This is a genomic window from Rickettsia sp. MAE-05 (assembly GCF_057319745.1).
Window position 1 is genome coordinate 79,940 of sequence record NZ_JBLTIO010000002.1, and the last position, 14,345, is coordinate 94,284.

A 14,345-nucleotide genomic window follows, 5' to 3' on the forward strand; every position below is an offset into this window, starting at 1 on the left:
TGTTGATTACGATATAATATTTTTAGATTTAATTTTTTATCCCAACTTGTAGTGTTATTAAAAATAAAATATTTATAAGAAAAAAATTTGCTAATTCTCCTATTAATGGTATTCCTAATCCTAATCCCTTTAATAAAATAATTATTTCACGCCAAAGTAATTTGAAAAAATTTGGACGTTTGTTATTATTATTTAATATTTTTACTCCTAATAATAATTTACCTATTGTACTACCTGTTAAATAAAGCAAAAAAGCATTAATAAATATTGAATAAAAATGAAATATTATGCCAAAAATTATTATATTTATTATAAAAAAAGTAAAAGAATGGTTTCCAGATCCTAAAATTCTACTCATAAAAGCTGGTATAAAAATAGATTGTAGAATTTTACCTTTTGTATAGACTATTAAAAACACTATTATTACTGTATTTATATTATAGTCTATTATTCTTGCTGCCCATCTTCGCCAAGCATGTAAAGCCGTTACTTTTTCAGGAATTTCCCAATTTGTTGATTGCATATATTGTTTGTTATTTTTTATGCTATGTTTTTTTAAGTATTACAAGGTCTTGTTGCGTGGTTCTATGTCATTCCCGCATAGGCGGGAATCCAGTACTTTAAAACTTTTTTAAAAGATTTTTTTAAAGCTCGATTTATCTCGCTTTATGCTGGATTCCCGCCTACGCGGGAATGACATCGATCCTTAAGCTGACACCCATGCACCATTGCGGGAATGACATAAAAGCTATGCAATTTCCTCGCAATGACGATTAGCATGACAGTATTACAACTCCTCCGGTAGCGGTAACGGCTTTTCATATTTACCGATCAGCGGCAGAGCTACTAAGAAATGAAAAAAGTAATAACAAGCAGCAAAGCGGCTAATTGTAATATACGGCTCTTCCGCCGGCTGTCCGCCTAAATAACCGAGTAATAAACAATCTGCCATAAATATCCAAAAAGCAATTCGGTATATCGGTCTATAATTGCTACTTCTGACTTTTGAAGTATCAAGCCAAGGTAGTAAGAATAACACAAATATACTTCCAAACATTAATAGCACCCCACCAAGCTTAGACGGTACGGCTCTAAGGATTGCATAAAACGGTAGAAAATACCATTCAGGTACGATATGAGCAGGCGTAACTAAAGGATTTGCCGGAACGTAATTATCGGGATGCCCTAAATAATTAGGTTCGTAAAAAATAAAATAGGCAAATATTATGAAATAAACCCCAAAACCGACAAAATCCTTTACGGTATAATAAGGGTGGAACGGAATAGTATCTTTAGGGCTTTTAACATCTATACCTTTTGGATTATTTGAACCATGCTGATGTAAGGCTACCAAATGCAACATCACTAAAGCAACAATAATAAACGGTAATAAATAATGCAGTGAAAAGAATCTGTTTAATGTCGGATTATCAACGGAAAAACCGCCCCATAACCATGTGACTATAGACTCCCCTATTAATGGAATAGCTGAAAATAAGTTAGTAATTACCGTAGCACCCCAGTAGCTCATCTGCCCCCAAGGAAGCACATAACCCATAAAGGCAGTAGCCATCATAGTTAGAAAAATGATAATACCGATATGCCAAAGCAGTTCTCTCGGTGCTTTATAAGAGCCGTAATACAAACCTCTTGCTATGTGTAAGTATACGGCAGCAAAAAACATCGATGCACCTACCGCATGAGTATAACGCAGTAACCAGCCGTAATTTACATTACGCATAATCCTCTCGACGCTATCGAAAGCATGATCTACATGAGGTGTATAGTGCATCGCAAGTATAACGCCGGTGATTATCTGAATTACCAACGCAATACCGGCAATAGAGCCTAAATTCCATAAATAGCTAAGATTTTTTGGAGTTTGATAATGGCTAAAATGCTTTAGGAAAGAGAAAATAGGTAGGCGATAATCTATCCATTCTATAATAGCATTGGGCTTTTTAGGGGTAATATCTTCATTCATAAATAACTACCCGATTCTAATTTTTTTGTCGCTAATAAAACTATAAGGCGGCACTGCTAAATTTAAAGGAGCAGGACCTCTTCTAACCCTACCTGAAGAATCATATTGTGAGCCATGGCACGGACAGAACCATCCATCATACTCACCTTGATTAGCAAGCGGCACACAACCTAAATGCGTGCAAATCCCGATTGTTACAAGCCAATTATCATGCCCTGCTTTCACACGTGCTTCATCAGTCTCAGGATCAATAAGCTCCGACATCTTTACCGCTCTTGCTTCAGCTATTTTATCAGGAGTACGGTTTGTGATAAAAACCGGTTTACCTTGCCATTTAACCGTAACTGTTTGCCCTACCGCAATATTTGATAGATCAACCTCAATTGATGATAAAGCAAGCACGTCTGCGGAAGGGTTTAAGGAATCAACGAGAGGCCAAAGCGTACACACAGCCCCAACTGCTGCAACACTACTAGCCGTTAGAACCATAAAATCACGACGTGTTGTTTGTTTGTTTTTATTATCTTCAGTATCCGACATATAATATTAAAGTGACATAAATTAACGATTATTATTACTACCGCTTTGGGTATTATTAAGATTATTTGGATTTTCTAGTTCTTCATAAGGGTTTATTATAGGAGGTTCAGCGTCTGCAGCACTATCTGCTTGTTTTGGCGTAAGCTTATTTATTTCATCTTCTAACACTTTTGCTCCTGTTCCTTCTTCATGCTTATATTCTCCGGGATTACTTAAGCAATTCCAAAAACTAACTAAATGATTCCAATTAGGACCGAGTTTTGTAGTACAATTTTGAGCAACTGCTTTAGTTGTATCTAATATCTCGACTGTAGTTTCAGTAAAGTAATCTATAAACCCAATTTTTTTTAAGCCCCATACTGTATAATATAAAGTAATCAAGGAAGCAACTGCTATAATTAAATACCATTTAGTGATAATAGACCACAGAAAAAATCCCATAGGATTTGCTGCAATTAACCTTCGTAAAGCCTGCCACATATATTTTTCTCAAAAAAATTTATTAATAATATTCATCTTTATTTTATATCACTACATTAGTAAAAATAAAGCAAAATCACGTAATATTATAAATATTTTTAATTAAATAGGAACTCAAGAAGAATGAAATCGGTAAAAATACTAAATTAATTCCTATCATAATAAAAATTAATTGTAAGTTATTATCTTGTAATATTAAACCTGTCATTATAATACTCGGAATTAATAACGGCATAATAAACGTACCGACAAAATTAGCATTCTTCTTAAAATAACATTGCACGCTACCGGATAAAACTACTAAACTACTTGATAAAACTAACATCATCCATACGCTAATAAAGAAAAATATTATCTCAAGCAAAGTTTGATCAAAAAAAACATAAATAATGGGTAAAACGAAAACCAGCCCTACCGTACTACTGATAAATATAGCAAAAAATTTAGCTAATATAATTTTTTCATAACTGACCGCCGATAACAATAATTCTAAAGTACCGTCATCCAAATCAGATTTAAATATAACCGCAGAAAAACCGATTAATGAAATTAATAAACAAATTACCGAAAAAATTAAACCGAATTTGTTAATATCTTTCTCGTTGTTAATTAAAACAGTACTAATTATGCAAAATAAAAAAAATATAACTATATATTTAATTATATTATTAATACGATTCTGCACTATAAATTCACGCTTAATTAATAAAAGTAAGTTATTCATGATTATTAAATACTTTATAAATTAAGTACATTATTGCAGAAACCGTCAACCCTATACCAATTTCAACAATAACTATAGCGATATGCTGAGCAAGTAACTTATCATCGATAAAATTTGTTAGTGCATAATAATTTAAATAATTATCATTAAAAAATAACGATATTGTTCCTACAATTGCATATATTGCTACACCTAAAACAGCAATAGAAATTAGCACGTTAGGAGGAAAATATCTGCTTAATTTTCGATTACCGTAAACTAAATCATAAGCAATAAGGCTAGATGCAAATATAACACCTGCTTGAAACCCACCACCTGGCGAAGACTCACCGTTAAGCTGAATATATATACTATATAAAATTATATAAGGTATTATAAAACTAGTGATATATTTTATTATCGGGTACGCTTTAAGTACATTGTCATTCATATTATTTATGTCATTCCCGCAAAAGCGGGAATCCACTTCCACTTTCTCAAGTTTCTTTGAAAACACCGATAACACAGCAATTCCTGCAATTAAAATTACGCTAGTTTCACCTAAAGTATCATAAGCACGGTAGCTTGCAAGAATAGCCGCAACAAAAGAAGGTACACCTATATCTCTAGAGGTATTTTCGAGATAATATTTACTTGAATGAATATGAATAGGAGCATTATCATCACCGTAATTCGGTAATTCTAACCCCATATAAGCAAGAGTTACTACAAACAATAAACATATTAAACTTGCGGGAATAATATTAGTTCTCTCAATATTCTTTAAATCAGGAGGTAATTTACGTAACAAATTTAAATATACGCATGTTGATAAGCAAGCTCCAAGTGCTGCCTCGGTCATTGCGACATCAGGAGCATCCATAATAAGATAAGATACACCTATTAATAAGCTAAATATTGACGCAGCAATAACTGCATTTAGTAAATCTTTAGCAAAAATTATTTTTATTGAGATTAAAATCAATAAAAAAGCAATTAAGTTAAGTAGGTAATTGCCGAGATCAAAATTTAAAGCTGTTTTTACTGCCATATGGTTGTTAAAATTTAATGTCATTGCGAGGAGAAACGTAGTTTCTACGTGACAATCTTATTAAGCAGCCTGAGATTGCTTCGTCAAATTACTTCGTAATTTTCCTCGCAATGACGGTAGCTCGAATTTTCATAAATAACGATGCTTTACCGAGTACATGGGTTGCTACTGGATTTAGTAGGAAAATCAATAAAGCCGCCAAAATTAATTTACCGGAGTTAACAATATCTGCTTCAATGCACGCAAAACCTGTTAAGCAAATAGGCACTCCAAAACTCTCAATAACACTTGCTGCATGTAATTTAGTATAAAAATCAGGAAATCTAAAAAAACCGATTATCCCTGAAAATATAGCAAATAATCCAATAATTACTAATAATATTCCTATATAGTATAATGTCATTGTGTTTATCCTTTTTTCGTCATTGCGAGCGGGCCTTATTGCGTAGACTCCCAGTCGTCATTGCGAGGAGCGAAGCGACGTGGCAATCTCATGAAATAATGCTGATTCCTGAGATTGCGGACGTACAAAACTTACAGTTTTTCCTCGCAATGACACTTTACTCACCCTGAGCCAAGCTATAACCTGCAACCCCATCAAACTCAAATAAATTCTCTACTTTGATAAAATCGATATTTGCTTTACTTAAAGCTTCAAGCAACCTTGTTATATCTGAATGCTTTATTTCCGTACTTTCTTTATTCATAAAACGACAACACCAATGATCGGAAATAGTTTCAAACCTTGTATCACGAGGCCATAATTTTAGCCCTTTTGACGAGATTGTTTTTAACTCAACATTACCAAGATCAAGCTTATTAATTTTATCTGCTATGTCATGAGCGGAAGATACATTCATATTCACAAATATATCCGTACCGACCAATTTCTTAACTTCGTTAGTATCAATTTTATAGTCTATATTACTTTCTTGTTTCTCGGCAATCAACGGATAATCTGCTTTAGGTAGCTTTGTCGGTATCTGTCCTAATCTTTTCGTTACTTCTTCAGCAAATTCTTTTGTACCGACTTTTTTACTAGAACTCTGCTCATTATATATGTCGGCTGTATGAACTCCATCCTCTATAGTTTTCTTCCAAGCATTCTCGACTAAGCTAGCAATATCACCCTGCCCTATATGTACAAGCATCATTATAGCAGCATTTAAAAGCCCTGACGGATTTGCGATATCTTTGCCGGCAATATCGGGAGCACTTCCATGTACCGCTTCAAACATCGCATAATGCTGCCCGATATTTGCAGAACCGGCAAGCCCCACAGATCCTGAAATTTCAGCAGCTACGTCGGATATAATATCACCGTATAAATTAGAAGTTACGATAACGTCAAATATTTCCGGTTTGGTAGCAAGCCTTGCAGTCCCAATATCAATAATATAATGCTCATTATTAATTTGTGGATATTCTTTTGCAATCTCATTAAATATTTTATGAAAAACCCCATCGGAAAATTTCATAATATTATCTTTGCTTAAGCACGTGACTTTTTTACGATTATTTTTTACCGCATATTCAAAAGCATATCTAATAATTTTCTCGCATCCCGTATGACTTATCAACTTCATTGATTCATACATATTATGCGTTTGACGGTATTCTATACCCGCGTATAAATCTTCTTCATTTTCACGTATAATAGTTAAATTTAGATTTGGGTGCAGTGTTTTAGTAAAGGGGTAAAACGAAACGGATGGACGAATATTAGCAAAAAGCTGTAATGTTTTACGAATCGTGACGTTTAAACTTTTATACCCTCCGCCTTGCGGGGTAGTAATCGGAGCTTTAAGTATAATACCAGTACGTTGTATTAATTCCCAACTTTCTTCACTTATGCCTGAAGTATAATGCTTCTTGTAAAGCTTTTCACCTACTTCAATGGTTTCTAAGCGAATACGAGCCTCAGCTTTACGTAATATATAAAGCACTGCCTCCATTATTTCAGGACCTATACCGTCCCCGTATGCAATTGTAATCGGTGTAAATTCTGCCATATTAAATACTCTCTTGTTAAGTACATAGTGTTGTTTTTTCATGGATCGATTTATCCGTCATTGCGAGCGACTAAAAGGAGCGTGGCAATCTCATGAAATAATATTCCTGAGATTGCTTCAAAACTTGCAGTTTTTCCTCGCAATGACGATTTGGGTATAACACTATCAATAGTTAATCGTTACTTCTTTTAATCTCTCATTCAACATAAAAGTCACTTCGGAAGTTATATTCAAATTATTTTTGGCATATAAGACTTGAGCACTTGGAATTACCAAATTAAGGTTATATTTCTCGGCAAGTTCACTAATTATTGTGATAGTTGTTTCATGGACTCTACTCATAGCCTCAGCGTGTGCTTGTTCAAGCTTCGTTTTCTTAATCTGAATTTCTTTTCTAACGTGGCTAACTTTTGCATTAAATTCGTTTACTTTATGCTCAAATTCGGTTTCACTTAAATTAGAACGCTCATTTAATAATTTCTCTTCCAGCGGTTTAAATTCTGCTTCTTTTGCAGCAATATCCTCTTGGATTCTATGGTTAAGCTTTTCGATTTTATTACGCAAATCTTTTATAGCAATCGAACCTTCTAATATAGATTGTACATCAGCCACAGCTACTCTAACTTTGAAATTATCTTCTTTAATCGGCATATTTTGTGCTTTTGCTATTACTGAGAAATTTATGAATATACATAAACATAATATTCGGTATATCATCTTTGGTCCTTTTAGATTAAACGGTGTCGGCTACCTGCGAGAAGATATTGTTACGTGGATGCCACCCCGTCATTGCGAGGAGCGAAGCGACGTGGCAATCTCAGGAATTTTGCCTGAGATTGCCACGCTCCTTATTAGTCGCTCGCAATGACGTCCTCTATTAATCCAAGAATAAATAACATCAAGTGATTTGTCTATCATTAAAAACTTAACTGTTACCGAGCGTCGGCACATTCCCCTCTCCCGATGGTGTATACTCCTCACCATCTGAATAATAAGGGTCAAGCGGAATAGTTTTTATTATCTCTTGCCTTACATCTTCTTCACTAAGAAGATGTTCAGTATCAAGACGATTTAACTCAACATAGATTTCATGGGTCATGCCTCCATATTGCAGTTACGCCTATTAAAAAGCTATACGTTCAATAAGAGTACCAATAACCTTATCATGAATATCCAATGACTTGGAAAAGCCTTAACTCCAGGCTTAGATGCATTATTAATATACTCCAATTGAAAATATCGATTACACCGCTTGCATTGATATCTCTGTTGTTTTGAAATTGAATATCCTGACTTTATTACTTCTTCTGTGTTGTTACAATATCTACACTTAACATCTATTTTTGCCATAACTCCTTAACTATAATTCTCTCTTATTACTGTTTGAGGATTATAGACTATTTACTCTAAACTGCAATACGGAGGCACGACCGTAAAGCCGAAGGATATAGTCCGTTAACTAAAGCTATGGATAAAGATAAAGTTAATAATGCTGAAATAAAAAGGGCAAAAAGTGAAAATTTAAAAAGGATGCAAAAAAGAAAGCGAAATTTAACAATATGAAATGATTATTATAACTCACTGCTAGTTACAAATTTGTAAGAGGTAGTATCGCTAAATATTCTATGCAATAATTCATTATTAAGAGTGTGGCTGGTTTTATATCCTTTAATTGAACTTACAACGCTAGTGCCGCTGGTATATAAATCACCGAATAAATCTAATAATTTATGGCGAACAAATTCATCTTCATAACGTAAGCCGTTTGGGTTTAAGATTTTATCCTGCTCATCTATTCCTATAGCATTCTCAAATGAGGCACCTTGAGCAAGTCCTTTACTTTGTAAATAATCGAGCTCTTTTGTAAAGCCAAAAGTTCGGGCGTCTGCAATATTTTGATTGAAAGATTCTTGTTTGGAAAAGGTTAGATTTTGTCTTCCTATAGCTTTGCTAGCAAAATCTATAGTTAAATCCACCGTCATGTGGTCGTAAGGAGTGCAGTATAATTCGCAATCTTTGTGAACTACTTTTATATCTTTTAAAATTTTTAGATATTTTTTGGGAGCATTTTGTAATTTTTTTCCTGCACATTCAATCATAAACACAAAAGGTTTACTACTGCCGTCCATAATTGGTACTTCAGGACCATCAATTTTAATAATTGCATTATCAATGCTGCATCCCCAAAGTGCTGCCATTAAATGTTCAATTGTTGAAATTTGAACTTTATGATCATTACTTATAGTGGTAGATAATAAGGTATCGGAAACATTGAAATAGCTAGCTTCAATATAATTATTTTCAGAAGATATATCGGTTCTAATGAATATAATACCGGTATTTTCTTTAGCAGGTTCTATAGTTAACTGAGTACGTTTCCCTGAGTGAACGCCGATTCCGTAACAACTAACCGGTTTTAATAATGTACTTTGCTGCATGCGAGGCTATAAAAAATATATTTAAATATAAATATTTAATGCCGAATTATACAAGCTATATTATGTTACAAAATATTACACATATACTCGATGAATTTCAAAAATTGGCTACGTCGTCCTACAAGAGCTTCGGTTCTCACGTATTAAGTATACGCTGGATCCTCGCCTTGTGGACTCCTTGCTCTTTTTGAAATTGATCTTCGTCTATGTAGTACAGCTAAATTTAGAATTTGTATAATTTATACTTAATAAAATACCAAAAATGATAAGCTACAAAACTACCGACTACGGCAAAAACGGAAAATAAGAAATCACTGCCGTTAATGGTGCCGTAAGGTACATGAGATGATAAAGCTCCGGCATATATACCGATGCTGCACATTGAAAAATACGAAAATAAAGCTGTTCTAAGTTCGTAATCTTTAAATTTATCAATTAGTATTAAAATATTGCAAATATAAATGGATCCTAAACAACTACCGATTAGTATTATATATAATATATTAAGATTTTTACTAGTTCCATGAAGCGGTAGTAAAATAAAACAGACGAGCAGAATTATAGTTAGTGATAAATTAGCCAAATATTTATTTACTTTGCTTAATATGTAGCATATAGGAATTATAGAAAAACATATTGCTAGGAAAATATATTTTAGTATGAGTCTTAGATTAATTAATGCTAATTCTTTCTTTAATGCAAAAGCTTCATAATACCATAATATATCCAAGGTGACATAAGCAACTACAAAGCCTGTTAGTAATTGTAATTCGATATTTTTTATTAAGGATGAGAATTTTGAATTTAGATTTAATTTATGAGATGTGGGATTATAATGCAGAAATTCGGTTAGTATATTGATACAATATAACAATGCACAAATTACTATAGTATTATTTGTCGGTTTTATAAATGGATTCAATAAATCTACCATTAAGTTTCCACCCGCCCATAACAACATTATACAAGCTAAAAAAAATATTTCTTTTTTTTGCTACTCTCAATAATGTCTAATGTTATAGAAGTGAAATATGAAAATGTTCCAAAATTAATTAAAATAAAATTAATTTTAATTAGAGTATAATTATTTAATAAAATGAGGTTTATTGTACAAATAATTAATAAAGATAAGCTAATTAAAATAATTTTTTTATTACTTAATCTATTAATTAATTGTGTTAAGGCAAAGCCTGCGATTATCGAACCTATAAATTTAGTTTGATTTATATGATTTATTTGTTCTCCGCCTAGATTTTTATTTATCAGTAAAAAGATTTTAAAATTATAAAAATTTATAGCATTAATACAGGAAAAAATAAATATTCCCAAAAGCGAGAAAAAATAGTTTTGTAATCGTTTTTTAAAGTCATAAATTAAGTGTTTGCTAAACATAAATACATGGTATATAACTCATAATTATAATGATTAAGATTATTATCTTAAAAATTAAAGAGATTTGTAATTCCATTATTTAAGTATATATGGATAGTTATTAGATTATCAGCTTTTAATCAAGTATGGTAGTCTTATTTATAATTTGTATATAATTATTGTTTAATTTTAAAAAAATTAATGAATTAAATAATATGAAAATATTTTAATGTAAGAAAAATAATAATATATTTTTTAGTATTTTAAAGAGGTGTTATTTGAAGTTTATCTAGAATTTCATTTTTGCTCTTTAATCATAGATAAATTATCTATTTAAATAAATTAATACAAGATAAACAATGATTTTTCTTAAGATACAAGCATTATATTAATTATTTGTTCTTCAAGTTAGTGAGCAAGATAAATGAATAAAAAGATTATAATTGATGCTAATTTTCCAAGCGAAACAAGAGTAGTTTTATTAGGACAAAGCAACAATATAGAAGATATTGAATTTCAAACAACTGTAAGACAACAAAATAAAGGTAATATTTATTTAGCAAAAGTCACAAGAATAGAACCATCGCTACAAGCTGTTTTTATAGAATACGGAATGGATAAAAGTGGATTTTTACCGTTTAGTGAAATCCATCCTAACTATTACAATTTGCCTGTCTCAGAGAGAAATTTTCCGGTTAATGCTTTTCCTGAAATAGCTCTTTCAAATATTACGGTTGAGGATGATAAAGAGAAACCGGCTGCTATATATGATTCTTTGGTTGATAGTGAAGAAATTGACCTAAAAACTATAGAAGATTTAGTAGAGAGTAAATTCCAATCAGAACTTAATTTAGAAGCGGCTGACGATATTGAAATTATTCAAAGCGGTATTGAGCAGAACGTTCCTCAATATAAACAATATAAAGTTCAGGACGTAATAAGAAAAAACCAAATATTATTAGTACAGGTTACTAAGGAAGAACGAGGAAATAAATGTGCCGCTTTTACTACTTATATATCCTTGGCTGGTAAATATTGTGTTTTAATGCCTAATAAAGGTTCGCAAAACGGCATATCACGTAAAATATCAAACGGGGAAGAAAGAAAAAGACTGAAAGATATTTTAAATAAAATAGTAAGCGGTGACAAAAATGCTTACAGCGTCATTGTTAGAACCGCTGGTAGAGGAAGTAGCACCTTAGATTTGAAGAAAGACTATAATTATTTAGCAAGGTTATGGAATAAAATTCGTAAAAGTACTATTAAATTTCCGGCTCCGTGTTTTATTCATGAAGAAGATAGTATAATACGTAAAACCATACGTGATATGTGCGATCACAATGTTAAAGAGGTGGTAATTCAAGGACAAGAGGCTTATGAAGATGCTTCAAAATTTATGCAGGATTTATTACCTTCAGAGCTTTCAAAACTTAAAGAACATAAAAATAAAACTCCTATATTTACTAAGTTTCAAGTAGAAGAGCAATTAGTTAAATTATATCAGCCTGTCGTGACACTACCTTCAGGGGGATATATCGTTATTAATCCTACAGAAGCTCTTATTTCAATTGATGTAAATTCCGGTAAATCAACTTCTGAAAAAAATATCGAAGAAACGGCACTAAAAACTAATTTAGAAGCAGCCAAAGAAGTAGCAAAGCAAGTAAAGCTTAGAGATCTATCAGGTTTGATAGTTGTTGATTTTATAGACATGAGTGAAGCTAAGAATCGTAAAATTATTGAACGATCCTTTAAAGAGTTTTTAAGTCGTGACCGTGCTCGTATACAAACCGGTAATATTAGTCAGTTTGGACTACTTGAATTCTCAAGGCAGAGATTACGTTCTTCTTTCTTAGAAACTAATTCGGCAATTTGTTCTCATTGCAACGGTAAAGGAGTCATTAGAGCGAGTGACGCTAATGCTATGTTAATTTTACGTACTATAGAGAATGAAATTTTTGAAGAAAGAATTGATGTAATAAATGTTTTTACCAATATCGTTTCAGTTATTTATCTACTTAATAATAAACGTGCTGAGATAAAATTTATTGAAGAAAAATATAATATAAAGCTTAATTTTTATTCCGATCCTAATGCTACATCAGATAGTTATTCGATTGAAAAAGTGAAGCTGTTGAAGAAAAATAATAATAATGTTAATCCTGTTAAGCCGGTAATTCAGAATCATAGTGCCGATTATACTGAAGAAGAGCCGAAAAAAGAACAGTTACGCAAAAATAAACATAAATGGAAAACAGCTAATAATAGTAATAATATTGCTAATGAAGTAAAAGATAAGAGTTTAGAGGTAAAAGAACCGGTAGAGCAAACCGTAAGCGTTGTGGAAGAGGTGAAAGTTGTAGAAAGTAATGTCGGCTTAGAAGAAGCACAAGCTGTTCCAAAAAAGACAAAACGTAGGTATCGTAATAAAAAATCAAATAAGAAACGTCCTGCTAATATTGCCGAAGATACGGAAAAGAATGTAGAGTCTTGATTTAGCCGGTGGTTCGTCATTGCGAGGAAATTACGAAGTAATTGACGAAGCAATCTCATGCCAAAATCCTGAGATTGCCACGCAGCCTACGGCTGCTCGCAATGACGGGGTGGTATCCACGCAGCAATGCCCGCTAACAATGCAACAAAATAAAAACATAAACTTAAAATAAAAGTGCAGAAGAGTTTAATTACAAAATGGTTGTTTATAAGTTGTATAATGGTCATAGCGATGATTGTTATAGGGGGGATAACAAGGCTTACAGGTTCTGGTTTATCTATAGTTGAGTGGCGTCCGGTAACCGGTATTTTGCCGCCTTTTAGTTTTGAAAGCTGGCAAGCGGAATTTGCTAAATATAAAGCTTTTCCTGAATATAACTCCATTAATTATGGAATGACTTTATCGCAGTTTAAGTTTATTTATCTGTTAGAGTTTATACATCGGTTACTCGGTAGAATTACAGCTTTAATATATATTGTACCTTTAATATATTTTTATTTTAAAGATGTTATAAAAAATCGTGACATACTACCTTATATAGTTGCTTTGCTATTATTTTGCGTACAAGGCTTTATGGGGTGGTATATGGTTAAAAGTGGGTTATTGAATAGCCCGTCCGTTAGTCATTTTCGACTTGCTTTTCATTTAATTATTGCCGTAATTATTTATCACATACTTTTTTATCAATTAATAAAAAATCGTTGTGATATTTTGTTAATACCGTCACAAACAGATTTAAAATTACCATTAATATTTTTCGGTATTGCTATTACTGTAATATATGTGCAAATTTTTTTAGGGGCGATGGTTGCAGGGCTTGATGCAGGGCTGATATATAATAGTTTTCCGCTAATGGGTGATAGTTTTATCCCGATGGAGATAAAAGATAATTTCTTTAATCTTGCAAATTTACATGATCCGGTTTTTATACAATTCATACATCGTTTAGGCGGCTATAGCGTATTTTTGCTTGTTGTGGTTTTAGTAATTTGCTTGTTAAAAATAGAACATCCGAAATTAAATAAGATAGCGTATTTTCTAATGATTGCATTATTGATGCAGATATCTACCGGAATAATTACTCTTTTATATTCCGTACCTATAATAATTGCCTCTATACATCAGCTTTTTGCTATAATCCTTTTATCTATAATAATTTGGTGCTATTTTTTAATAAAAACTAGTTAAAATATTACTGTGGTTAAGTCGGTATTGCTACGTGGATTGTTTTATGTCATTCCCGCGTAGATATCTAGTCGTCATTGCGAGGAG

General features: G+C 32.2%; 15 protein-coding genes and 1 pseudogene. 3 read left to right on the forward strand and 13 right to left on the reverse strand.

Annotated features, from left to right (window positions below; all coding sequences use genetic code 11):
* Window positions 1-28: 28 nt before the first annotated feature.
* From ACNFN7_RS03990 to ACNFN7_RS04050, 13 genes and pseudogenes are all read right to left on the reverse strand, one after another.
* Entirely contained in the window at window positions 29-523 is a 495-nt protein-coding gene (locus tag ACNFN7_RS03990) for an RDD family protein (RefSeq protein WP_485440948.1), read from the reverse strand.
* A 264-nt stretch (window positions 524-787) separates the two neighbouring features.
* A complete protein-coding gene (locus ACNFN7_RS03995) occupies window positions 788-1,984 on the reverse strand; it encodes a cytochrome b (RefSeq protein WP_485440949.1) in 1,197 nt (398 codons plus the stop codon).
* Between the two features lie 6 nt (window positions 1,985-1,990).
* A complete protein-coding gene (petA, locus tag ACNFN7_RS04000) occupies window positions 1,991-2,524 on the reverse strand; it encodes a ubiquinol-cytochrome c reductase iron-sulfur subunit (protein ID WP_410527676.1) in 534 nt (177 codons plus the stop codon).
* A gap of 21 nt (window positions 2,525-2,545) precedes the next feature.
* The gene (locus tag ACNFN7_RS04005) at window positions 2,546-3,004 is read right to left on the reverse strand and encodes a DUF2670 domain-containing protein (RefSeq protein WP_485440950.1); all 459 of its coding nucleotides are present in this window, start codon (window positions 3,002-3,004) and stop codon (window positions 2,546-2,548) included.
* Between the two features lie 76 nt (window positions 3,005-3,080).
* Entirely contained in the window at window positions 3,081-3,728 is a 648-nt protein-coding gene (locus ACNFN7_RS04010; protein ID WP_485440951.1) for a heme exporter protein CcmB, read from the reverse strand.
* Complete coding sequence (locus ACNFN7_RS04015; protein WP_485440952.1) at window positions 3,721-4,782, reverse strand: DUF4040 domain-containing protein; 1,062 nt, start codon at window positions 4,780-4,782, stop codon at window positions 3,721-3,723. The genes ACNFN7_RS04010 and ACNFN7_RS04015 overlap by 8 nt, the downstream gene beginning before the upstream one ends.
* Window positions 4,783-4,846: 64 nt before the next feature.
* Window positions 4,847-5,161: a Na+/H+ antiporter subunit G gene (locus ACNFN7_RS04020; protein ID WP_485440953.1), complete on the reverse strand. Its 315-nt coding sequence runs from the start codon at window positions 5,159-5,161 to the stop codon at window positions 4,847-4,849.
* 157 nt (window positions 5,162-5,318) lie between these two features.
* The gene (locus ACNFN7_RS04025) at window positions 5,319-6,770 is read right to left on the reverse strand and encodes an NADP-dependent isocitrate dehydrogenase (RefSeq protein ID WP_485441233.1); all 1,452 of its coding nucleotides are present in this window, start codon (window positions 6,768-6,770) and stop codon (window positions 5,319-5,321) included.
* A 165-nt stretch (window positions 6,771-6,935) separates the two neighbouring features.
* Window positions 6,936-7,487: an OmpH family outer membrane protein gene (locus tag ACNFN7_RS04030; protein WP_218460728.1), complete on the reverse strand. Its 552-nt coding sequence runs from the start codon at window positions 7,485-7,487 to the stop codon at window positions 6,936-6,938.
* 208 nt (window positions 7,488-7,695) lie between these two features.
* A complete protein-coding gene (locus tag ACNFN7_RS04035; protein WP_485440954.1) occupies window positions 7,696-7,869 on the reverse strand; it encodes a hypothetical protein in 174 nt (57 codons plus the stop codon).
* Between the two features lie 32 nt (window positions 7,870-7,901).
* Window positions 7,902-8,120 (reverse strand): IS1 family transposase, encoded by a 219-nt coding sequence (locus tag ACNFN7_RS04040; protein ID WP_485440955.1) that lies wholly within the window; start codon window positions 8,118-8,120, stop codon window positions 7,902-7,904.
* Between the two features lie 221 nt (window positions 8,121-8,341).
* Window positions 8,342-9,208 carry a UDP-3-O-acyl-N-acetylglucosamine deacetylase gene (lpxC, locus tag ACNFN7_RS04045; protein WP_485440956.1) on the reverse strand — a complete coding sequence of 289 codons (867 nt, stop codon included), beginning with the start codon at window positions 9,206-9,208 and terminating at the stop codon, window positions 8,342-8,344.
* 223 nt (window positions 9,209-9,431) lie between these two features.
* Window positions 9,432-10,578 (reverse strand): annotated as a pseudogene (locus tag ACNFN7_RS04050) (MFS transporter).
* A 425-nt stretch (window positions 10,579-11,003) separates the two neighbouring features.
* Here ACNFN7_RS04050 and ACNFN7_RS04055 point away from each other — a divergent pair.
* From ACNFN7_RS04055 to ACNFN7_RS04065, 3 genes are read left to right on the forward strand one after another with little or no spacing between them, the layout of a single operon-like run.
* The gene (locus ACNFN7_RS04055; RefSeq protein WP_485440957.1) at window positions 11,004-13,073 is read left to right on the forward strand and encodes an Rne/Rng family ribonuclease; all 2,070 of its coding nucleotides are present in this window, start codon (window positions 11,004-11,006) and stop codon (window positions 13,071-13,073) included.
* Between the two features lie 19 nt (window positions 13,074-13,092).
* On the forward strand, window positions 13,093-13,245 hold the full coding sequence (locus ACNFN7_RS04060) for a hypothetical protein (protein ID WP_485440958.1): 153 nt from the start codon (window positions 13,093-13,095) through the stop codon (window positions 13,243-13,245).
* A gap of 2 nt (window positions 13,246-13,247) precedes the next feature.
* On the forward strand, window positions 13,248-14,261 hold the full coding sequence (locus tag ACNFN7_RS04065; RefSeq protein ID WP_485440959.1) for a COX15/CtaA family protein: 1,014 nt from the start codon (window positions 13,248-13,250) through the stop codon (window positions 14,259-14,261).
* Window positions 14,262-14,345: the final 84 nt, after the last annotated feature.